Consider the following 19,132-nt stretch of genomic DNA (forward strand, 5'->3'; position numbering starts at 1 on the left):
CCTGGCTCCCGCGAGGCTCAGAACAGGAAGTAGCGTTGTGCCATTGGCAGCACGTCCGCCGGCTCGCACCACAGCAGCACACCATCGGCCTTGACCTGGTAGGTCTGCGGGTCGACGTCGATGTGCGGCAGGTAGTCGTTGTGGATCAGGTCGGTTTTCTGCACGTCGCGGCAACCTTTGACCACGGCGATCTTTTTCTTCAAGCCCAGGCTCTGGGGAATACCCGCGGCCTGCGCCGCCTGGCTGATAAAGGTCAGGCTGGTGGCGTGCAATGAGCCGCCGTAGCTGGCGAACATCGGCCGGTAGTGCACCGGCTGCGGCGTCGGGATCGAGGCGTTGGCATCGCCCATGAGGCTGGCGGCAATCGCCCCGCCTTTGAGGATCAGCGTCGGTTTCACACCGAAGAACGCCGGGCGCCAGAGCACCAGGTCGGCCCATTTGCCCACTTCGATCGAACCCACTTCATGGCTGATGCCGTGGGTGATCGCCGGGTTGATGGTGTATTTGGCGATATAGCGCTTGACCCGGAAGTTGCTGTTGCCGTCACCGTCGCCCGGCAGCGGGCCGCGTTGTTTCTTCATTTTGTCGGCGGTCTGCCAGGTCCGTGTGATGACTTCCCCGACCCGGCCCATGGCCTGGCTGTCGGAGCTGATCATCGAGAACGCGCCGAGGTCGTGGAGGATGTCTTCGGCGGCGATGGTCTCCCGGCGGATGCGGCTCTCGGCAAACGCCACGTCCTCGGCGATGCTCGGGTCGAGGTGATGGCAGACCATCAGCATGTCGAGGTGTTCGTCGATGGTGTTGCGGGTAAATGGCCGGGTCGGGTTGGTCGAGCTGGGCAGTACGTTGGGGAAGCCGCAGGCCTTGATGATGTCTGGCGCATGGCCGCCGCCCGCGCCTTCGGTGTGATAGGTGTGGATGGTGCGGCCCTTGAACGCGGCGAGGGTGGTTTCGACAAAGCCGGACTCGTTGAGGGTGTCGGTGTGGATCGCCACCTGCACGTCGTACTGGTCGGCCACGCTCAGGCAGTTGTCGATGGCGGCCGGCGTGGTACCCCAGTCTTCATGGAGCTTGAGGCCGATGGCGCCGGCCTCGACCTGCTCGATCAGTGGCTGCGGCAGGCTGGCGTTGCCCTTGCCGGTGAAGCCGATGTTCATCGGGAAGGCGTCGGCGGCCTGGAGCATGCGTGCCAGGTGCCAGGGCCCGGAGGTGCAGGTGGTGGCGTTGGTGCCGGTGGCCGGTCCGGTGCCGCCACCGATCATGGTGGTGACGCCGCTCATCAGCGCTTCTTCGATCTGCTGCGGGCAGATGAAGTGGATATGGGTGTCGATGCCACCGGCGGTGAGGATCATGCCTTCGCCGGCAATGACTTCGGTGCTGGCGCCGACGGCGATGGTCACGTCGGGCTGGATGTCCGGGTTGCCGGCCTTGCCGATGGCGGCGATGCGACCGTCCTTGAGGCCGACGTCGGCCTTGACGATGCCCCAGTGGTCGATGATCAGGGCGTTGGTGATCAGGGTGTCGACGACTTCGGCGGCCAGCAACTGGCCCTGGCCCATGCCGTCGCGGATGACCTTGCCGCCGCCGAATTTTACTTCTTCACCGTAGGTGGTGAAGTCCTTTTCCACTTCGATCCACAGTTCGGTGTCGGCCAGGCGCACCTTGTCGCCGACGGTGGGGCCGAACATGTCGGCGTAGGCTTGTCTGGAAATCTTCATCGTGGATCCTTGTAGAAAGGGCGAGCGTTCATCCGGGTGTCAGGTGTTCGACGTGTCGGCGAGGGCGAACTTGAGTCCGTCTTCGCGGGCAAGCTCCGCTCCCACACTGCCCGTGTTGAACTCAAGACTCGGGTACGACATAACACTTGTGGGAGCGGAGCTTGCCCGCGAAGACGTCAGTGCAGGCAACACCTCAGTCAAGGTCGCCCATGACCCGCCCGGCAAACCCGAACACCCGCCGCAACCCCGCCAGCTCCACCAACTCGACATCCCGGCTCTGCCCCGGTTCGAAACGCACGGCGGTGCCGGCCGGGATATTCAGGCGCATGCCGCGGCTGGCGGGGCGATCGAAGCTCAAGGCGTCGTTGGTCTCGAAAAAATGATAGTGCGAGCCGACCTGGATCGGTCGGTCGCCGCTGTTCGCCACAGTCAGGCTGAGGGTCCGGCGCCCGACATTGAGTTCGATGTCGCCGGGCTGGATCTGATATTCGCCAGGAATCATTCGGGTTGTCCCAGGGTCTTGAAGTAAATGGCGGTGGCCTTGTAGCGACCATCCGGTGTGGCGCAGTAGTTCGGCAGTTCGCCGACCCGGGTGTAACCCAGGGCGCTGTAGAAGGCTTCGGCCTCGGAGCCGGCCTCGGTGTCGAGATGCAGCAGGCCGCGCTTGTGTTGTTTCGCTGTCTGCTCCAGGGCCTGGATCAGTTGCTGGCCGAGGCCGCGATGGCGGGCTTCGCTGTACACCAGCAGTTTTTGCACCTCGGCGCGGTTCAGGCCATTGGCCTTCTGGCACAGGCTCAGTTGCACGCTGGCCAGTACCTGTTCGTCACGCACCACCACCCAGAGCAGCAGGCTGCCATCCTGCAACGCGGTTTGCACCGTGTCGAAGTAGTCGCGGGCCTGGCCGGCGTCGAGATCGGCCATGAAACCCACGCTGGCGCCGTGGCGAACGGCGTCCAGCAGCAAATCGATCAAACCCTGGCGGTAGTGCGCAAAGCTTTCGTTATTCACACGACGCAGTTGGGCGGCGTTCATGGCGGGTTACTCCTGGTTGACGGCAGGCGGCAGGGCGCCCGGATTCAGGGTCAGTTGCATGAAGGTCAGGTCCAGCCAACGGCCGAACTTCACCCCCACCTGGGGCATTTGTCCGGTAATGGCAAAGCCCTGGCGTTCATGCAAACGAATGGAAGCACGGTTGCCGCTTTCGATGGCGGCGACCATCACATGTTTATCACAGCCACGGGCGCGCTCGATCAGCGCCGTCATCAGCTGCGGGCCGAGGCCATTGCCACGCTGGTCGCTGCGCACGTAGACCGAGTGTTCGACGGTGTGGCGGAAGCCCTCGAAGGGCCGCCAGTCGCCGAAGGAGGCATAGCCGAGCACGGTGTTGCTGCTGTCGACGATCACCAGGATCGGATAACCCTGGCCTTGACGGGCGCTGAACCAGGCCTGGCGATTGCCCAGGTCCACCGGTTGTTCGTTCCAGATGGCCGTGGTGCTCAGCACCGCATCGTTGTAGATGTCGCGGATCGCCGGCAGGTCGGCGTGGGCGGCATCACGAATAACGTAAGACATGGGCGGCCTCAGGCAATGGGTTGGTGGACGGTGACCAGCTTGGTGCCATCGGGGAAGGTGGCTTCGACCTGGATCTCCGGGATCATTTCCGGGATGCCCTCCATCACGTGTTCACGGCTGAGCAGGGTGGTGCCGTAGTGCATCAGTTCGGCCACGGTCCGGCCGTCGCGGGCACCTTCGAGCAGGGCCGCGGAGATGTAGGCCATGGCTTCCGGATAGTTCAGTTTCACCCCGCGGGCCAGGCGCCGTTCGGCCACCAGACCAGCGGTGAAAATCAGCAGTTTGTCTTTTTCGCGGGGTGTCAGGTCCATGGTTCGGGGTCCGTTGGCAGGCAGTCAAAGAGGGTTGGCATATTCAGGTGTTCCAGATCCTTGGTGGCACGGCTGTGCGCCCCAGCAGAGCCGGGCGCAACAGCCGCCACAGCTCGATCAGCCAGGCGCGGGCCTGCAGCGCCTCACTGGCCAGGCAACGTGCCATCAGCAGGCCAGGCAACTGGGTCAGATCACCGCGTACTCGCGTGGGGACTGAACGGCAGCGTTCGAGCAATTCGTTGTCGATCTCGCCGGTCACCAACAAAGTGGCGAAGACCGGCTGGCCGTCGAGGCCGATGGGGGAATCGAGCAGGCCATCACCGCCCTGGATACGTTGGCGTTCGTGCCAGAGCAGCTTACCGTCGCGGCGGATATCCAACTGCGACTGGTAATGCCCGAGGTCGAAACGTTCGCCGCTGGCGGGACGACCGAGGGCGACCATGTCCCAGTAGAACAACCGGGCGTCGCCTTCAAGGTCAATGCCGGTACGCAGTTCAGCCTGGGCGGCGCTGAACACGATGGTTTCCTGGGGCAGCCATTCCAGGGTCGCGCCGGCGGCGACCTTCAGCTCCAGGGTCTGGTAGGCCGGCCCGGCGGCGCGGTACCACTTGGCTGCGCCGGGGCTGGTCAGTTGCGCCCAGGCATCGGCTTCGACGCGGGCACTGATCGCCAGCCGGTCGCCGCCGGCAATGCCGCCCGGCGGGTGGACGATGATGTGCTGGCAGACTTGCGGACCTTCGGCGTACAGGTGTTTCTGCACCCGCAACGGCCCCAGGTGGCGCCGTGTGACCGGTCGCGTGCAATCGCCGAAGCGGGCGTAGCCGAGTTCCAGCTCGGCGTGCCAGCTGGGGGTGAACAGGGCGTGAGTGGCAGCTGAATTCATGGTTTCTAATTATCGTCGGGACGTTACAGGTTAGATCGTAACCAGTCCGCGCACACCTTCGGCGTCCATATTTTCTCCGCGGCCTTGCTGGACAATCTCGCCCCGGGACATCACCAGGTACTGATCGGCCAGTTCGGCGGCGAAATCGTAGAACTGCTCCACCAGCAGGATCGCCATGTCGCCGCGGGCGGCGAGCTGCTTGATCACTGCGCCGATCTCCTTGATCACCGACGGCTGGATACCTTCGGTGGGTTCGTCGAGGATCAGCAGGCGTGGGCGGCTGGCCAGCGCCCGACCGATGGCCAGCTGTTGCTGTTGGCCGCCGGATAGGTCGCCGCCACGGCGTTGCTTCATTTGCAGCAGGACCGGGAACAGTTCGTAGATGAAAGCCGGGACTTCCCGGGCCTCGGCGGCGGGGAAGCGTGACAGGCCCATCAGCAGGTTTTCTTCCACGCTCAGGCGGCCGAAAATTTCCCGGCCCTGGGGCACGTAGGCAATGCCGGCGTGAACCCGTTGGTGGGGCTTGAAGTGGGTGATGGCTTGGCCTTCCCATTGCACGGCCCCTTCCTTGGCGGGCAGCAGGCCCATCAGGCATTTGAGCAGGGTGGTCTTGCCCACGCCGTTGCGGCCCAGCAAGCAGGTGACTTCGCCGACTTTCACGTCAAAGGACAGGCCCCGCAGGATGTGGCTGCCGCCGTAGTATTGGTGCAGTTTGTCGACTTGCAGCATGTTCAAATTCCCCTAAAAACCCTGTAGGAGCAGCCGGTCGACGCTCGATTGCTCGCGAAAAAACCGAGAGCGACGCGTTCATCCAGACAGCACGCGTTATCGTTGACGTCCATCGCGAGCAAGCTCGTTCCTACCTAAAAGCCGATCCCATAAGGTTCAGCGGCCGAGGTAGACCTCGATCACCCGCTCGTTCTCCTGCACCTGCTCCAGCGACCCCTCGGCCAGCACGCTGCCCTGGTGCAGCACGGTGACATGGTCGGCAATCGCGCCGACAAAGCCCATGTCGTGCTCCACCACCATCAGCGAATGCTTGCCGGCCAGGCTCTTGAACAGCTCGGCGGTGAATTCGGTCTCGGCATCGGTCATGCCCGCCACCGGCTCGTCGAGCAGCAACAGTTGCGGGTCCTGCACCAGCAGCATGCCGATTTCCAGGAACTGCTTCTGGCCGTGGGACAGCAAGCCGGCCGGGCGCTTGACCGAGCCGCTCAGACGAATGGTTTCCAGGACCTGGGCAATGCCATCCTTCTGCTCGCCGCTCAAGCGCGCCCGCAGGCTGGCCCACACCGACTTGTCGGTCTTCTGCGCCAGTTCCAGGTTCTCGAACACCGTCAGCGCTTCGAACACCGTCGGCTTCTGGAACTTGCGGCCGATCCCGGCCTGGGCAATCTGCACTTCGCTCATCGCCGACAGGTCCAGGGTTTCGCCGAACCAGGCCTTGCCGTGGCTGGGCCGGGTCTTGCCGGTGATCACGTCCATCAGGGTGGTCTTGCCCGCGCCATTGGGACCGATGATGCAGCGCAGTTCGCCGACGCCGATGTACAGGTTGAGGTTGTTCAGGGCCTTGAAACCATCGAAGCTGACGCTGATGTCCTCCAGGGTCAGGAGGGTGCCGTGGCGGGTGTCCAGGCCGTCGCTCCTGGCCTGACCGAGACCGATGGCATCGCGGCTGCTGCCGGCATCCTTGTTCGGTTCAAGGATCGGTTCGAGCATGAATTCGGCGGTCGCGGTGACTCTCATTGTTCGCCCCTTTTCTTCAGCAGCCCGATCACGCCCTTGGGCAGATACAGGGTCACGAGGATAAACAGTGCGCCGAGGAAGAACAGCCAGTACTCAGGGAAGGCCACGGTGAACCAGCTCTTCATGCCGTTGACCATGCCCGCGCCGAGCAACGGACCGATCAGGCTGCCGCGCCCGCCGAGGGCCACCCACACGGCGGCCTCGATGGAGTTGGTCGGCGACATTTCGCTGGGGTTGATGATCCCCACCTGCGGTACATACAGCGCCCCGGCCAGGCCGCATAACACGGCGCTCAAGACCCAGACGAAGAGCTTGAAACCCCGGGGATCGTAGCCGCAGAACATCAGCCGGTTTTCCGCATCGCGCAGTGCAGTCAGGACCCGACCGAACTTGCTCCGGGCCAGGCGCCAGCCGCTGTAGAGGCTGGCGACCAGCAAGACCACGGTGGCGAAGAACAGCACCGCGCGGGTGCCCGGCTCGGTGATGCCGAACCCCAGGATGCTGCGGAAGTTGGTGAAGCCGTTGTTGCCGCCGAAACCGGTCTCGTTACGAAAGAACAAGAGCATCCCGGCGAAGGTCAGGGCCTGGGTCATGATCGAGAAGTACACGCCCTTGATCCGCGAGCGGAAGGCGAAGAAACCGAACACCAGCGCCAGCAGCCCGGGCGCCAGCACCACCAGGCACAGGGCCCAGAGGAAGTGGCTGGTGCCGGTCCAGTACCAGGGCAGTTCGGTCCAGGACAGGAAGGTCATGAACGCCGGCAGTTCGTCGCCGGACGCCTGGCGCATCAGGTACATGCCCATGGCATAGCCGCCGAGGGCGAAGAACAGGCCATGGCCCAGGGACAACAGGCCGGCGTAGCCCCAGACCAGGTCCAGAGCCAGGGCGACGATGGCGTAGCAGAGAATCTTGCCCACCAGCGTCAGGCTGTAGGCCGAGATGTGGAACAGGTTCTCCGGCGGCAGCAGCGACAGCAGCGGCAAGGCCAGCAGCAGCGCCAGCACGATCACGCCGACGGCAATCGTCAGCCCGGGCCCGGCTTTTTGTGTCGCGGTGAGCATCAGGGGCTGGTTCATCAATCGATCACCCGTCCTTTCAGTGCGAAGAGTCCTTGCGGGCGTTTCTGGATAAACAGAATGATCAGCGCGAGGATCAGGATCTTGCCCAGCACCGCGCCGATCTGCGGTTCGAGGATCTTGTTGGCGATCCCCAGACCGAAGGCGGCCATGACGCTACCGGCCAACTGGCCGACCCCGCCGAGCACCACCACCAGGAACGAGTCGATGATGTAGCTCTGGCCCAGGTCCGGACCGACGTTGCCGATCTGGCTCAGGGCGACGCCGCCCAAACCGGCGATGCCGGAGCCGAGGCCGAAGGCGAGCATGTCCACCCGTCCGGTGGGTACGCCGCAGCAGGCGGCCATGTTGCGGTTCTGGGTAACGGCACGGACGTTCAGGCCCAGGCGGGTCTTGTTCAGCAGCAGCCAGGTGAGGGCCACGACGAACAGCGCGAAGGCGATGATCACCAGGCGGTTGTAAGGCAGGACCAGGTTGGGCAGCACCTGGATGCCGCCGGAGAGCCAGGCCGGGTTGGCCACCTCGACGTTCTGCGCGCCGAACAGCAGGCGGACCAGTTGGATCAGCATCAGGCTGATGCCCCAGGTGGCGAGCAGGGTTTCCAGTGGCCGCCCGTAGAGATGGCGGATGATCGTGCGTTCCAGGGCCATGCCGATCCCGGCGGTGACGAAGAATGCCACCGGCAGCGCCACCAGCGGGTAGAGCTCGATGGCTTGGGGCAGGAAGCGCTGGAACAGCAATTGCACGACGTAGGTGGCGTAGGCGCCGAGCATGAGCATTTCGCCGTGGGCCATATTGATCACCCCGAGCAGGCCGAAGGTGATCGCCAGGCCGAGGGCGGCCAGCAGCAGGATCGAACCCAGGGACAAGCCGCTGAAGGCCTGGCCGAGCCATTCGCCGATCATCAGCTTGCGTTTGACTTGCGCCAGGCTGGTTTCGGCGGCGGTATGCACGCCGGCGTCGGCTTCGACTCCAGGTTGCAGCAGGCCTTCGAGGCGGGTGCGGGCCAGTGGGTCGCCGCTGGCACCGAGCAGGCGCACGGCGGCCAGGCGTACCGCCGGGTCGCTGTCGACCAGTTGCAGATTGGCCAGGGCCAGGCTCAGGGCGGCGTGGACTTCGGCGTTGGTCTCGCCGGCCAGTTGCTGGTCGAGGAATTTCAGTTGCGCCGGCTTGGCGCTTTTTTGCAGTTGCTGGGCGGCGGCCAGGCGGACCTTGGCATCGGCGGCGAGCAGTTGCTGGGCGGCGACGGCGGTGTCAATCAGGCCGCGCAAGCGGTTGTTCAGGCGCAGGGTCCTGGTTTCTCCGTTGAGCGTCAATTGACCACTTTGCAAGGCGTTGATCAGCTCGATGCGCGCCGGCTCCGGGTGCGCGGCCCAGGTTTCCAGCAGGGCGGCCTGTTGGCTGGAGTCGGCGGCGGCAAAGTCTTCGGCATCGCCGGCGTGGGCGGCCATCGGCAACAGCAGTGCCAGGGCGAGGAGAAAGCGGTATAGGGCAGTGGGCATAGCAATGGCCTTGCATAAGACCTTGTAGGAGCCGGCTTGCCGGCGATGAGGCCCGCAAGTCTTGCATCGACCGTCCGGCCGCCATCGCCGGCAAGCCGGCTCCTACAGGGGGATTGGGTCGGCCCGCGAATACCTGCCGGGCCGACCGTCAGCGGTTACTCAGTTGCTCTTCACCGCATAATCCGGCTTCTTGTCGTTACCCGGGATAAACGGGCTCCACGGCTGGGCGCGGATCGGCCCCTTGGTCTGCCAGACCACGTTGAACTGACCGTCGGCCTGGATCTCGCCGATCATCACCGGCTTGTGCAGGTGATGGTTGGTCGGGTCCATGGTCAGGGTGTAGCCCGACGGTGCGGCGAAGGTCTGGCCGGCCAGGGCCGCACGCACTTTGTCGACGTCGGTGGACTTGGCTTTCTCCGCCGCCTGGGCCCACATGTGGATGCCGACGTAGGTGGCTTCCATCGGGTCGTTGGTCACGGCTTTGTCGGCGCCCGGGAGGTTTTTCTTCTTGGCGTAGGCCTTCCAGTCGGCGACGAATTTTTTGTTCACCGGGTTATCCACCGACTCGAAGTAGTTCCACGCCGCCAGGTTGCCCACCAGCGGCTTGGTGTCGATACCGCGCAGTTCTTCCTCACCCACGGAGAAGGCCACCACCGGTACGTCGGTGGCTTTCAGACCCTGGTTGGCCAGTTCCTTGTAGAACGGCACGTTGGAGTCGCCGTTGACAGTGGAGATGACGGCAGTCTTGCCGCCAGCGGAGAATTTCTTGATGTTGGCGACGATGGTCTGGTAATCGGCGTGGCCGAACGGGGTGTAGACCTCTTCGATATCCTTGTCCGCCACCCCTTTGGAGTGCAGGAACGAACGCAGGATCTTGTTGGTGGTGCGCGGGTAGACGTAGTCGGTGCCGAGCAGGAAGAAGCGCTTGGCCGCGCCACCGTCTTCGCTCATCAGGTATTCCACCGCCGGGATCGCCTGCTGGTTCGGCGCCGCGCCGGTGTAGAACACGTTCGGCGACATTTCTTCGCCTTCATACTGCACCGGGTAGAACAGCAGGCCGTTGAGTTCTTCGAACACTGGCAGCACCGATTTGCGCGACACCGAAGTCCAGCAGCCGAACACCACGGCGACCTTGTCCTGGGTCAGCAACTGACGGCTCTTTTCGGCGAACAGCGGCCAGTTGGAGGCCGGGTCGACCACCACCGGTTCGAGCATCTTGCCGTTGACCCCGCCCTTGGCGTTGATCTCATCGATGGTCATCAGCGCCATGTCTTTGAGCGAGGTTTCGGAGATGGCCATGGTGCCGGACAGCGAGTGCAGGATGCCGACCTTGATGGTCTCGGCAGCCTGGACGGTCCAGGTCATGCCCATGGCGGCAATGGATGCCGTCAGTGTGAAAGCCTTGATCAAGCTACGACGCTTCATTGGTGCGATCTCCAGATGTTGAAAGTTTTTTGCTTGGCAGATGCAGACACTGAAGGGGCTTTTGCAAAGGCTGTGCCTAGTCGGAGAAAGGCAGGAAACAGTCGTGTTTGAGCGGTGCTGGTCTGAACAGTCGCACCACGCGGGGGCGACATGGGCGTTGCGGTGCGCGGGGTGTGCCAGATTGGTGCTGATGCCCTCTTCGCGAGCAAGCTCAGCTCCCACCGGGGGCGTGTCGATCCATTATTTTGTGAACGACTCGGAACCTGTGGGAGCTGAGCTTGCTCGCGAAGAGGCCCTCACCGGCGGCGCATCAACCCGATGAAAAACAGCCCGCCAATGGCCGCCGTGGCCACCCCGATGGGCAGGTCTTCCGGAGCGATCAGGGTCCGCGCCGCGACATCGACCCAGACCAGGAACAGGCTCCCCAGCAGCGCCGACACCGGCAGCAGGCGCCGGTGTTCCGCGCCCACCAGGTAGCGGGCGATATGCGGCACCATCAAGCCGACAAAACCGATGGAGCCGCTGATGGAAACCAGTACGCCAGTCATCAGCGAGGCGATCAGGAACACCTTCAGGCGGACATTGCGTGGGCTCAGGCCGAGGGTCACGGCGGTCTGTTCGCCGGCCATCAGGGCGTTCAATGGCCGGGCCATGCTCACCAGCAACAGCAACCCCAGCAGCACGCTCGCCGCCGGTATCGGCAGCAGTTCCCAGCGTGCCAGGCCGAGGCCGCCGAGCATCCAGAACAACACCGCGGAGCTGGCCCGATGGTCGCCGAGAAACAGCAGCAGGTTGGCCAGCGCCATCATCACGAAGGACACCGCGACCCCGCACAGCAGCAGTCGGTCACTGTCCAGCCGGCCGTTGCGACTGGCGATGGCGAGCACCGCCAGCATACTGCCCAGGGCACCGATAAAGGCGGCAATGGGCAAGGTCAGCAGGCCGACGATTTCGCCCACATGGAGGACCACGATCACCGCGCCGAGGGTTGCCCCGGAAGTCACTCCGAGCAGATGCGGATCGGCCAGGGGATTGCGGGTGACCGCCTGCAACACCGCGCCGATCAGCGCCAGCCCGGCGCCCACCAGCGCGCCGAGGAGCATGCGCGGCACGCGGATCAGCCAGACGATAGGTTCCTGTCCGGTGCTCCAGTTCACCTCGCCCAGGCCCAGGGCCTTGTACAAGAGAATCCGCCAGACCACCTCCACCGGTACCCGTGCCGGTCCGAAGCCCAGTGAGAGGACGCAGGACAGCAGCAACAAAGCGCCGAGGACAGTCAGCAACAAGCCATAGCGGCGGCTCATCATTGCGGGTGGAACGCCTTGGCCAGGGTTTCGATGGCCTTGACGTTATCGATACCCGGCGTCGCCTCGACATATGGAATGACCACGAAACGCTTGTGACGGATGGCATCCACCGATTGCAGCGCCGGGTTGCTTTCGAGGAAGTGCTGCTTCTGTTCGGCGGTGACTTCGCTGTAGTCGACGATGACGATGACCTGGGGATTCTTCTCCACCACGCTTTCCCAGTTGACCCGAGTCCAGCTGGCATCGACGTCGTCGAGGACGTTGCGTCCGCCCGCGGCGTCGATCAGCGCCTGGGGCATGGCCAGGCGCCCGGAGGTCATGGCGCGGTCTTCACCGCTGTCATAGAGGAATACCCGTGGACGGTCGTCCGGCAGGCTTTTCTGCACCGCGGCCAGCCGCGCCTGCATCGCGCCGATCAGGGCATTGGCGCGGTCCTGCACGTCGAAGATCCGGCCCAGATTGCGCAGGTCGTTGTAGGTGTCGTCGAGGCTGGCGCCCGGGCGTTTCATCACCAAGGCGCAGGACTCGGTCAGCTCGTAGACGTTGATGCCCAGGGGCGTCAGTGTCGCCGGGGTAACGGCGCCGCCGACGTTCATGCCGTAGTCCCAGCCGGCGAAGAAGAAATCGACGTTGGCATTGAGCAGGGTTTCCACCGACGGGTACTTGGTTGCCAGTTCCGGCAGGCCGTCGAGGGTCTTGGCCATTTGCGCGGTGACCGATTTCCAGCCGCTGATTCCACTGTAGCCGGCCATGCGTGGCTTGAGGCCGAGGGCGAGCATCATCTGGGTCATGTTGATGTCATGGCTGACCGCGTGTTTCGGCGCCTCCTTGAAGGTCACCTCGCGGTTGCAGCTCTGGATCGTCAACGGGTAATGCGTTGGCTCGGCCAGAGCGACCACGGACGTGAACAGTGAACCGAGGCAAAGCATCAGGTGCGGTAGCTTCATGGTTGGGTTATCCAGGTGATTCGTGGGTAGCCGGAGCGGGGGTGGCTATCGATCAGCGCTTCGACGCCAAAGACCTCGTGCAGCAGCTCGGCGGTCAGGACTTCGGCGGGTGTGCCGCTGGCGACGATGCGTCCGTGCTGGAGCACATACAGCCGGTCGCAGAACGCCGCGGCCAGGTTGAGGTCGTGGATGCTGGCGAGGGCGCCGATCTTCAACTGTCTGACCAGGCGCAACAGCTCCAGCTGGAAGCGTGGGTCGAGGTGGTTGGTCGGTTCGTCGAGGATCAGCAATTGTGGTTGCTGGGTCAGGGCGCGGGCGAGGATCACGCGTTGTTTTTCACCGCCGGAGAGGGTGGCGAAGGCGTGCTCCTCGAAGCCCAGCATGCCTACCAGTTCGAGGGACTGGCGGACCAGTCGGCGGTCGGACTCGGTGTCGCCGTCGAAGAGTTTCTGGTGCGGGGTGCGGCCCATGGCGACCACTTCTTCAACGGTCAGGCCAAAGGCGTCGGGGAATTCCTGGAGTACCACGGCGATGCGCTGGGCGCACCAGCGGGGCGATTGTTTCCAGACGTTCTGCTGTTCGAGCAGGACCTCGCCGTGTTCCGGTTGGCTGAAGCGATAGGCGCAACGCAGCAGGCTGGTCTTGCCGCTGCCATTGGGACCGATCAGGCCGACAAACTCACCGGCCGCCACCCGCAGATTGGCATCACGCAGTTGGAACGGGTGATGGCAGTGGCTACGGCCCTGGGGTGTCCAGGCGAGATCGATGAGGGTCAGCGAGGTCATTCGTTACTCATTGTCGGGGAATACACGCAAACCCCTTGTAGGAGCCGGCTTGCCGGCGATGGCGGCCGAAAGACCGAGGCAAGGCTTGCAGGCCTCATCGCCGGCAAGCTGGCTCCTACAAGTTCGTGGCGCACATTGTAACAATGTGCGGTTGCAATATTTTCGCATTAAAAGCCTACAGATTCCCCTGGCGTGCCTCTCGATCTTTTCAGGTTGAAGGTGAAGCGGCTTCAGGTTCGCCCTTGAAGCGTGAAGGCAACGCGCGGTCCAGCAGCCAGACGACGAGCAGCGAAACACCGACCAGGGGAAACAGGATCGCCAGGGCGAACATGATCACCAGGGCGGTTTTCCAGCGCGGCAGATCGTGGCGCAGCGGCGGTACGCCGAGACCACCTTGTGGGCGGCGTTTCCACCACATCACCACACCGCTGACGGCACTGAGCAAAATCATCAGGCACACCATCAGCATCACGAGCTGATTGATCGTCCCGAACAGCTTGCCTTCATGCAGCATCACGCCCATCTCTGTGGCCCGCGCGACATTGCCGTAGTGTTGCCAGCGCACATCGGCCAGGACCGTGCCGCTGTACTGATCGATGTGCAGGGTGGCGTCGTTGCGCGGGTCGTCGGCGAACACGGCGATGGTGAACACACCTTCGGCAGTCGTCGGCAGGGTGATGCTGTAGCCGGGTTCGACCTGGCGCGTGGTGGCGATGTCCACCACCTGTTGCAGGCTGATGCCCGGTGCCGCCGGGCCGCTCGCGGCGGCGCCGTGGTTCATGTGTTCGGCGTGGTCGCCGGACATTGGCATCGGCGTGTTTTCCAGGGCCCAGGGCACGGTTTGGCGGGTCGCGTCGTTGAGGCTGCGGGCCTCGCGGTCGGACTTGGGCATGTTGTTCCACATGGCGTCGGGAAACTGGTTCCAGACCTCGGCGTACTGCTTGCCCCAAACGCCGGTCCAGGTCATGCCGCTGAGCAGCATGAACAACAGCAATCCGGCGCCCCAGAAGCCGCTGACGGCATGCAGGTCGCGCCAGACGATGCGTCCGCGCTGGTTCAGGCGCGGCCAGAGCACGCCGGCGCTGGAACGGCCCCGTGGCCACCAGAGGTAGAGGCCGGACACCACCAGCATCACCCCCCAGCCGGCGGCCAGTTCCACCAGGCGGTCGCCGAGCGTACCGATCATCAACTCGCCGTGCAGGGCGCGGGCGACGGCTTGCAGATTGAGCTTGGCATCCTGCTCGCCGAGGACGTTGCCGCGATAGGGGTCGAGGAACACGTTGAGCTCGCGACCGTCGCGCAGCAGCACGAACTGCGCACTGCGTTCGGCGTTGATCGGCGGCAGGTACTGCTTGATCCGCACCTGTGGATAAGCCATCTCGATGCGGCGTAATTGATCGTCGGCGCTGAGGCTGTGCTGACCGCTCCGGACCGTCATCAGGTCGCTGTACAGCAGCGGGTCGAGTTGCGGTTTGAACAGGTAGATGATCCCGGTCAGGGCCAACAGGACCATGAACGGGGCGACGAACAGCCCGGCATAGAAGTGCCAGCGCCAGGCCAGGTTGTAGAAGGAAATTTTAGGTTGGCTCATCAGGAGCGCTCCACAAGGTTTGATTGTTTTGGTTCGTCCGTTGCCGTGGTTCCCGACACCACAATCAACACGGCCGCCGCCCTGCTACTGTGCTTTACAGTTCAGGCGGGCCGGGTGAGAAGGTCGGGTGTCGTGGCTTAATGGAACGCGGGCGGGGCGCGGGTGCGGGCACCCGGGAAGATGCTTTGCCGGGCATGGCCCAGGCGGGTCTGGGTGACGACGGCGGCCGTGGGCCGGGGGCCGTCAAGGGCGGCGAAGCTCAGAGTCTGCGGCAGTGCCGGGCAACTGAACAGCAGGCTGCAATAACCGCATTTTTCCCATAGTGCGTGGTGCTCGGCGCTGGGGGCGTGGTGCTCGTCGGCGCTTGGCGCCATGGCCGCGCCTGCCTGCCCGGGCATCTCCATCGACATGGACATGCGGTGATCCATCGGCATCGCCTGGGAAATCAGCGGTCCGATAAAGATCATCAACATGGCGAACAGGCTCAGCCAACTGCCGCGTGCTTGTGCGCGGGAGCGGGGTGACCTGAGGCGTGGGGCGTGCATGGCCTTCAACGGCGTCGTCGATTATTGAGCGTGCGCGTGGTCCATGTGCATCTCGTCCGTCCCGGCCGGCGGCTGTTTCTGCACCGATACCTCGACGGTCACAGCGCCGGCCTTTTCAAAGTGCAGCGTCAGCGGGAAGTGCTTGCCATCGTGCAACAGGCTGCGCTCCTTGAGGTCCAGCAACATCACATGATAGGCCATGGGCGCGAATTTCACTTCGCCGCCGGCGGGCACGTCGACGTTGGCGACCTGCTGCATTTTCATCAGGTCGAGTTGCATCACGTGCTCATGCAGTTCGGCTTTGCCGGCGATGGGACTGTCGACACCGGTCAGGCGGTCGGCCGTGGTGCCCGGGTTGTGGATCACGAAATAGGCCGCCACCGTCGGCGCGTTGGGTGGCAGTTCCTGGGACCAGGGATGGCTGATTTCCAGGTCGCCGACCTTGAATTCATGGGCATGGGCAAAGCAGGCGGGCAGCATCAGGGCGGCCAGCAACAGGGCATTCTTGAACATGGTTGTTCTCCATAACGATTCATGACGCACACGGACTGTGGGTGTGAATCAGGCTAGCGGAGAAGCCCTGGGATTGAGCGAGGGCCATTGCTGGCGTGGGGTAGGGGTGTCGATCTGGAGGGTGGGGCGCGTCGGGTGGCTTTCGTCCTGTGCCACCGGCAATTGTGGAACATGGCCGGGCAATGCCAGCAGCGAGGCGAAGCCTGCACAGCACCAGCAGTGCTGCATATTGGAATGGTCGTCGTTCTGCGGGGCTTGTTGTTCCAGCTTGCCGAGGTCGATGGCCACCAGCCGGGTACCATTGGACGAGCAGAAACTGCCCCACAACAGTTGCTCCGCGATCGAGTCTTGCGAGGCTTGCGCCATGGCTCCGGACATCGGCATCGCGAGCAGATTGAACAGCACTGCAAAGCAGGCGATCCAGGCAATGGCTAGCCGTTGTCGGGGCATGGAAGGATTTCCGTGAGTGTTTTCAAACAGTGGGTTATTTAGCCTGAACGCCCTTCATAAGTAAAAGTACGAGCTGCGGTGAAAGGTCGCAAGTATGCGTAGGAATCTATCTTGGTGGCGTTGTGCGAAAGTGTAGTCGCTAGCCATCAGGTTGCCGGGACGGCATGGACCTCGATATTGACGCCCAGTGTGGTGCGAATCGCCGCAAAGATGGCGGCCAGGTTATCCATGCTCGGATTGCCCTTGGCCGAGAGCATGCGGTGCAGGCTTTTGCTCGGCTTGTCGGTTTCCTTGGCCAGCTCCTCGAAGCCCATGGTGGCGTTGACCAGGTCACGCAGGATCACCCGTGCGATCTCGGGCTCGCCATTGAGAAACAGGGTGGCGGCTTCATCCAGAAGTGCCTGGGCAAAGGCAGGGTCACGTTGCGCCCGATCGGCGATGGTCTGTTTGAAGCTGCGAGTAAGTGCCATTCAGTGTTACCTCGTTTTCGGTGCGGCTTTTTTACGGCGCTGGTATTCGGCAATGAGCGCTTTGGCTTGCTTGATGTCGCTGCTCTGGCTGGATTTGTGACCGCCGCCAAACAGGATGATCAGCCGTTTGCCTTCCTGGATCAGATAGATCCGGTAGCCCGGACCTCAATCGATACGGTATTCACCCAGGCCGTCGAACCACTTGATGTTGGAGGTGTTGCCCATCTGCATGCGAAGAATTGCAGTGGATACCTTCGTGGCGGCCGGCACATCCAATGACGCGAACCAGTTTTCGAATGGGTTGGCCTGGTTGTCCCGAATATATTCTTTGACCTCGATCATTGTGCTCTAAAGGTAACCTAAAGGTTACTATATTTACAAGCTGATGATCGTGATCTATTGAGCAGTGCTTGCCAACGCCGCGAGTGTTTCACCAAGCGTCTGGAACTCCCGATCCACCGACGGCAATGCCGGCCGCTGGAGAATCAGCACCGGTATCCGGCGTTCCCGGGCCACCTGCAGCTTGGGTTCGGTTGCGCTGCTGCCGCTGTTCTTGCTGATCAGTACGTCGATGGCGCGGCGCTCGAACAAGCTGCGCTCGTCTTCCAGCAGGAACGGCCCACGTGCGCCGATCACTTCGCAGCGGGCGTTGCCGGGATATTCATCGAGGGCGCGCAGGGTCCAGAACTGTCCGGCGGGAATTTCTTCAATATGTTGCAGAGGCTCGCGGCCGAGGGTGAACAGCGGACGCTGGAAGGGCTTGAGGGCTTCGACCAGATCCGCCCAGTCGGCCACTTCGCGCCAGTCGTCGCCGGGTTCTGCGACCCAGGCCGGACGTCGTAGCGCCCAACAAGGTATGCCGCTCAAGCGGGCAGCAGTGGCGGCGTTGCTGCTGATTTGCGCGGCGTAGGGATGGGTGGCGTCCAGCAGCAGGTCGATACCTTCTTCCTGGATAAATTGCGCCAGGCCCTGGGCACCGCCATAACCGCCGACCCGGACCTGGCACTGCAAGTCCGTCGGCACCCGCCCGACTCCCGCCAGGCTGTAGATATGTTCCGGGCCCAGGGTCCGGGCAATCGCCAGCGCCTCGGTGACGCCGCCGAGCAGCAACAGGCGTTTCATGACAACACTCCGGCATGACCGACAATGCCGCCCTGGCGATCGATGGCAAAGACCTCCACCTGTACCTGCGCGGGGACCACGCTGCGGGCGAAGTCGCGGGCGCGCTGGCAGACCGCATCGCCGAGGGCGATGCCGGCGGCGCTGGCCATGGCCAGCGCCTGCTGGCTGGTGTTGGCCTGGACAATCGTCGTCTGCAAGGCCTGATCGGCGCCGACCTCGGCAGCCCATTCGGCCAGTTGCGGCAGGTCGATGCTCGAATTCCGGCTGTGCAGGTCCATATGCCCGGCCGCCAGTTTGCTGATCTTGCCGAAACCGCCGCACAGGCTCAGTTTGTCCACCGGCACCTTGCGCAGGTGCTTGAGCACAGCGCCGACAAAGTCGCCCATTTCGATCAGGGCGATTTCCGGCAAGTTGTAGACGCGGCGCATGGTGTCCTCGCTGGCGTTGCCGGTGCAGGCGGCGATATGCAGGTAGCCGTTGGTCTTGGCGACGTCGATGCCCTGGTGGATCGAGGCGATATAGGCCGCGCAGGAAAAAGGCCGGACGATACCGCTGGTGCCGAGGATCGACAGGCCGCCGAGAATGCCCAGCCGTGGGTTCATGGTTTTCAGTGCCAGGGCCTCGCCGTCGCGGACATTGACGGTGACCGCGAAACCGCCGGCATAGCCCGACTCGTCAGCCAGTTGTCGCAGATGGTCAGTGATCATCTTGCGTGGCACCGGGTTGATCGCCGGTTCGCCGACGGCCAGGACCAGGCCGGGGCGGGTGACGGTACCGACGCCGACGCCGGCATAAAACTGCACACCGGGTTCGGCGAGCAGTCGCACTTGCGAGTAGAGCAGGGCGCCGTGGGTGACATCCGGGTCGTCACCGGCATCCTTGAGCGTACCGGCTTCGGCACCGTCGGCATGGCGGCGACAGAACTCCAGGCGCATATCCACGCGCTTGCCCTTGGGCAAGGTGATTTGCACCGCGTCACAGCTGACGCCACTGAGCAGCAGGCGTGCCGCCGCCAGGGCGGTGGCGGTGGCGCAACTGCCGGTGGTCAGGCCGCTGCGCAGGGGCGCGGGTTGTTCGGCGGTTTCTTCACGCATGACGCTTGCCCTCTGTAGGAGCGAGCTTGCTCGCGATGCTGGTCCAGGCACCGTTGGCTATCAGGTTCCCCGCGT

General features: G+C 63.6%; 21 protein-coding genes and 1 pseudogene. All 22 read right to left on the reverse strand.

The genetic code is table 11. The features are described from left to right. Nucleotides 1-17 precede the first annotated feature (17 nt). A complete protein-coding gene (gene ureC / locus AC07T0_RS24055; RefSeq protein WP_495003530.1) occupies nt 18-1,718 on the reverse strand; it encodes an urease subunit alpha in 1,701 nt (566 codons plus the stop codon). Nucleotides 1,719-1,911: 193 nt separating this feature from the next. Beyond that, nucleotides 1,912-2,220 (reverse strand): urease subunit beta, encoded by a 309-nt coding sequence (locus AC07T0_RS24060; RefSeq protein ID WP_495003531.1) that lies wholly within the window; start codon nt 2,218-2,220, stop codon nt 1,912-1,914. Then, nucleotides 2,217-2,750 carry a GNAT family N-acetyltransferase gene (locus tag AC07T0_RS24065; protein WP_495003532.1) on the reverse strand — a complete coding sequence of 178 codons (534 nt, stop codon included), beginning with the start codon at nt 2,748-2,750 and terminating at the stop codon, nt 2,217-2,219. The genes AC07T0_RS24060 and AC07T0_RS24065 overlap by 4 nt, the downstream gene beginning before the upstream one ends. 6 nt (nt 2,751-2,756) lie before the next feature. Then, on the reverse strand, nt 2,757-3,290 hold the full coding sequence (locus AC07T0_RS24070; RefSeq protein ID WP_495003533.1) for a GNAT family N-acetyltransferase: 534 nt from the start codon (nt 3,288-3,290) through the stop codon (nt 2,757-2,759). Nucleotides 3,291-3,298: 8 nt separating this feature from the next. After that, nucleotides 3,299-3,601, reverse strand: coding sequence for an urease subunit gamma (ureA, locus tag AC07T0_RS24075; protein WP_495003534.1), 303 nt, complete (start codon nt 3,599-3,601; stop codon nt 3,299-3,301). Between the two features lie 43 nt (nt 3,602-3,644). After that, on the reverse strand, nt 3,645-4,484 hold the full coding sequence (locus AC07T0_RS24080; protein ID WP_495003535.1) for an urease accessory protein UreD: 840 nt from the start codon (nt 4,482-4,484) through the stop codon (nt 3,645-3,647). A gap of 30 nt (nt 4,485-4,514) precedes the next feature. Beyond that, nucleotides 4,515-5,213: an urea ABC transporter ATP-binding subunit UrtE gene (gene urtE, locus AC07T0_RS24085; protein WP_495003536.1), complete on the reverse strand. Its 699-nt coding sequence runs from the start codon at nt 5,211-5,213 to the stop codon at nt 4,515-4,517. Between the two features lie 156 nt (nt 5,214-5,369). Then, the gene (gene urtD / locus AC07T0_RS24090; protein WP_495003537.1) at nt 5,370-6,230 is read right to left on the reverse strand and encodes an urea ABC transporter ATP-binding protein UrtD; all 861 of its coding nucleotides are present in this window, start codon (nt 6,228-6,230) and stop codon (nt 5,370-5,372) included. Next, the gene (urtC, locus tag AC07T0_RS24095) at nt 6,227-7,306 is read right to left on the reverse strand and encodes an urea ABC transporter permease subunit UrtC (protein WP_495003538.1); all 1,080 of its coding nucleotides are present in this window, start codon (nt 7,304-7,306) and stop codon (nt 6,227-6,229) included. The genes urtD and urtC overlap by 4 nt, the downstream gene beginning before the upstream one ends. Continuing rightward, nucleotides 7,306-8,808, reverse strand: coding sequence for an urea ABC transporter permease subunit UrtB (gene urtB / locus AC07T0_RS24100; protein WP_495003539.1), 1,503 nt, complete (start codon nt 8,806-8,808; stop codon nt 7,306-7,308). Before urtB ends, urtC begins: the two co-directional genes overlap by 1 nt. A 159-nt stretch (nt 8,809-8,967) precedes the next feature. Beyond that, entirely contained in the window at nt 8,968-10,233 is a 1,266-nt protein-coding gene (gene urtA, locus AC07T0_RS24105; protein WP_152741566.1) for an urea ABC transporter substrate-binding protein, read from the reverse strand. 296 nt (nt 10,234-10,529) lie between these two features. Beyond that, entirely contained in the window at nt 10,530-11,540 is a 1,011-nt protein-coding gene (locus AC07T0_RS24110) for a FecCD family ABC transporter permease (RefSeq protein ID WP_495003540.1), read from the reverse strand. Next, entirely contained in the window at nt 11,537-12,487 is a 951-nt protein-coding gene (locus tag AC07T0_RS24115) for an ABC transporter substrate-binding protein (RefSeq protein WP_495003541.1), read from the reverse strand. The genes AC07T0_RS24110 and AC07T0_RS24115 overlap by 4 nt, the downstream gene beginning before the upstream one ends. Next, a complete protein-coding gene (locus tag AC07T0_RS24120; protein WP_495003542.1) occupies nt 12,484-13,272 on the reverse strand; it encodes an ABC transporter ATP-binding protein in 789 nt (262 codons plus the stop codon). Before AC07T0_RS24120 ends, AC07T0_RS24115 begins: the two co-directional genes overlap by 4 nt. Before the next feature lie 208 nt (nt 13,273-13,480). Beyond that, nucleotides 13,481-14,863 carry a PepSY-associated TM helix domain-containing protein gene (locus AC07T0_RS24125; protein WP_495003543.1) on the reverse strand — a complete coding sequence of 461 codons (1,383 nt, stop codon included), beginning with the start codon at nt 14,861-14,863 and terminating at the stop codon, nt 13,481-13,483. A 137-nt stretch (nt 14,864-15,000) separates the two neighbouring features. Continuing rightward, the gene (locus tag AC07T0_RS24130) at nt 15,001-15,408 is read right to left on the reverse strand and encodes a DUF2946 domain-containing protein (RefSeq protein WP_495003544.1); all 408 of its coding nucleotides are present in this window, start codon (nt 15,406-15,408) and stop codon (nt 15,001-15,003) included. Nucleotides 15,409-15,429: 21 nt separating this feature from the next. Further along, entirely contained in the window at nt 15,430-15,921 is a 492-nt protein-coding gene (locus AC07T0_RS24135; protein ID WP_495003545.1) for a copper chaperone PCu(A)C, read from the reverse strand. A 48-nt stretch (nt 15,922-15,969) separates the two neighbouring features. Continuing rightward, nucleotides 15,970-16,371 (reverse strand): DUF2946 domain-containing protein, encoded by a 402-nt coding sequence (locus tag AC07T0_RS24140; protein WP_495003546.1) that lies wholly within the window; start codon nt 16,369-16,371, stop codon nt 15,970-15,972. A 146-nt stretch (nt 16,372-16,517) separates the two neighbouring features. Then, nucleotides 16,518-16,841 carry a helix-turn-helix domain-containing transcriptional regulator gene (locus AC07T0_RS24145; RefSeq protein ID WP_495003547.1) on the reverse strand — a complete coding sequence of 108 codons (324 nt, stop codon included), beginning with the start codon at nt 16,839-16,841 and terminating at the stop codon, nt 16,518-16,520. 6 nt (nt 16,842-16,847) lie between these two features. Further along, nucleotides 16,848-17,183: pseudogene (locus AC07T0_RS24150) on the reverse strand (type II toxin-antitoxin system RelE/ParE family toxin). Between the two features lie 54 nt (nt 17,184-17,237). Next, nucleotides 17,238-17,963 (reverse strand): cobalt-precorrin-6A reductase, encoded by a 726-nt coding sequence (locus AC07T0_RS24155; protein ID WP_495003548.1) that lies wholly within the window; start codon nt 17,961-17,963, stop codon nt 17,238-17,240. Further along, the gene (locus AC07T0_RS24160; protein WP_495003549.1) at nt 17,960-19,057 is read right to left on the reverse strand and encodes a cobalt-precorrin-5B (C(1))-methyltransferase; all 1,098 of its coding nucleotides are present in this window, start codon (nt 19,055-19,057) and stop codon (nt 17,960-17,962) included. Before AC07T0_RS24160 ends, AC07T0_RS24155 begins: the two co-directional genes overlap by 4 nt. Nucleotides 19,058-19,132 lie beyond the last annotated feature (75 nt).

Source organism: Pseudomonas sp. GW821-FHT04D07 (genome assembly GCF_059420225.1).

What these genes read in the sequence shown, in the direction of transcription:
- ureC (WP_495003530.1), bottom strand. Translation starts at nt 1,718, where the DNA reads ATGAAGATTTCCAGACAAGCCTACGCCGACATGTTCGGCCCCACCGTC.
- AC07T0_RS24080 (WP_495003535.1), bottom strand. Translation starts at nt 4,484, where the DNA reads ATGAATTCAGCTGCCACTCACGCCCTGTTCACCCCCAGCTGGCACGCC.
- urtE (WP_495003536.1), bottom strand. Translation starts at nt 5,213, where the DNA reads ATGCTGCAAGTCGACAAACTGCACCAATACTACGGCGGCAGCCACATC.
- AC07T0_RS24115 (WP_495003541.1), bottom strand. Translation starts at nt 12,487, where the DNA reads ATGAAGCTACCGCACCTGATGCTTTGCCTCGGTTCACTGTTCACGTCC.
- urtB (WP_495003539.1), bottom strand. Translation starts at nt 8,808, where the DNA reads ATGCCCACTGCCCTATACCGCTTTCTCCTCGCCCTGGCACTGCTGTTG.
- AC07T0_RS24160 (WP_495003549.1), bottom strand. Translation starts at nt 19,057, where the DNA reads ATGCGTGAAGAAACCGCCGAACAACCCGCGCCCCTGCGCAGCGGCCTG.
- AC07T0_RS24130 (WP_495003544.1), bottom strand. Translation starts at nt 15,408, where the DNA reads ATGCACGCCCCACGCCTCAGGTCACCCCGCTCCCGCGCACAAGCACGC.
- urtC (WP_495003538.1), bottom strand. Translation starts at nt 7,306, where the DNA reads ATGAACCAGCCCCTGATGCTCACCGCGACACAAAAAGCCGGGCCCGGG.
- AC07T0_RS24155 (WP_495003548.1), bottom strand. Translation starts at nt 17,963, where the DNA reads ATGAAACGCCTGTTGCTGCTCGGCGGCGTCACCGAGGCGCTGGCGATT.
- ureA (WP_495003534.1), bottom strand. Translation starts at nt 3,601, where the DNA reads ATGGACCTGACACCCCGCGAAAAAGACAAACTGCTGATTTTCACCGCT.
- AC07T0_RS24135 (WP_495003545.1), bottom strand. Translation starts at nt 15,921, where the DNA reads ATGTTCAAGAATGCCCTGTTGCTGGCCGCCCTGATGCTGCCCGCCTGC.
- AC07T0_RS24065 (WP_495003532.1), bottom strand. Translation starts at nt 2,750, where the DNA reads ATGAACGCCGCCCAACTGCGTCGTGTGAATAACGAAAGCTTTGCGCAC.
- AC07T0_RS24060 (WP_495003531.1), bottom strand. Translation starts at nt 2,220, where the DNA reads ATGATTCCTGGCGAATATCAGATCCAGCCCGGCGACATCGAACTCAAT.
- AC07T0_RS24110 (WP_495003540.1), bottom strand. Translation starts at nt 11,540, where the DNA reads ATGATGAGCCGCCGCTATGGCTTGTTGCTGACTGTCCTCGGCGCTTTG.
- urtA (WP_152741566.1), bottom strand. Translation starts at nt 10,233, where the DNA reads ATGAAGCGTCGTAGCTTGATCAAGGCTTTCACACTGACGGCATCCATT.
- AC07T0_RS24070 (WP_495003533.1), bottom strand. Translation starts at nt 3,290, where the DNA reads ATGTCTTACGTTATTCGTGATGCCGCCCACGCCGACCTGCCGGCGATC.
- AC07T0_RS24140 (WP_495003546.1), bottom strand. Translation starts at nt 16,371, where the DNA reads ATGCCCCGACAACGGCTAGCCATTGCCTGGATCGCCTGCTTTGCAGTG.
- AC07T0_RS24120 (WP_495003542.1), bottom strand. Translation starts at nt 13,272, where the DNA reads ATGACCTCGCTGACCCTCATCGATCTCGCCTGGACACCCCAGGGCCGT.
- AC07T0_RS24125 (WP_495003543.1), bottom strand. Translation starts at nt 14,863, where the DNA reads ATGAGCCAACCTAAAATTTCCTTCTACAACCTGGCCTGGCGCTGGCAC.
- urtD (WP_495003537.1), bottom strand. Translation starts at nt 6,230, where the DNA reads ATGAGAGTCACCGCGACCGCCGAATTCATGCTCGAACCGATCCTTGAA.
- AC07T0_RS24145 (WP_495003547.1), bottom strand. Translation starts at nt 16,841, where the DNA reads ATGGCACTTACTCGCAGCTTCAAACAGACCATCGCCGATCGGGCGCAA.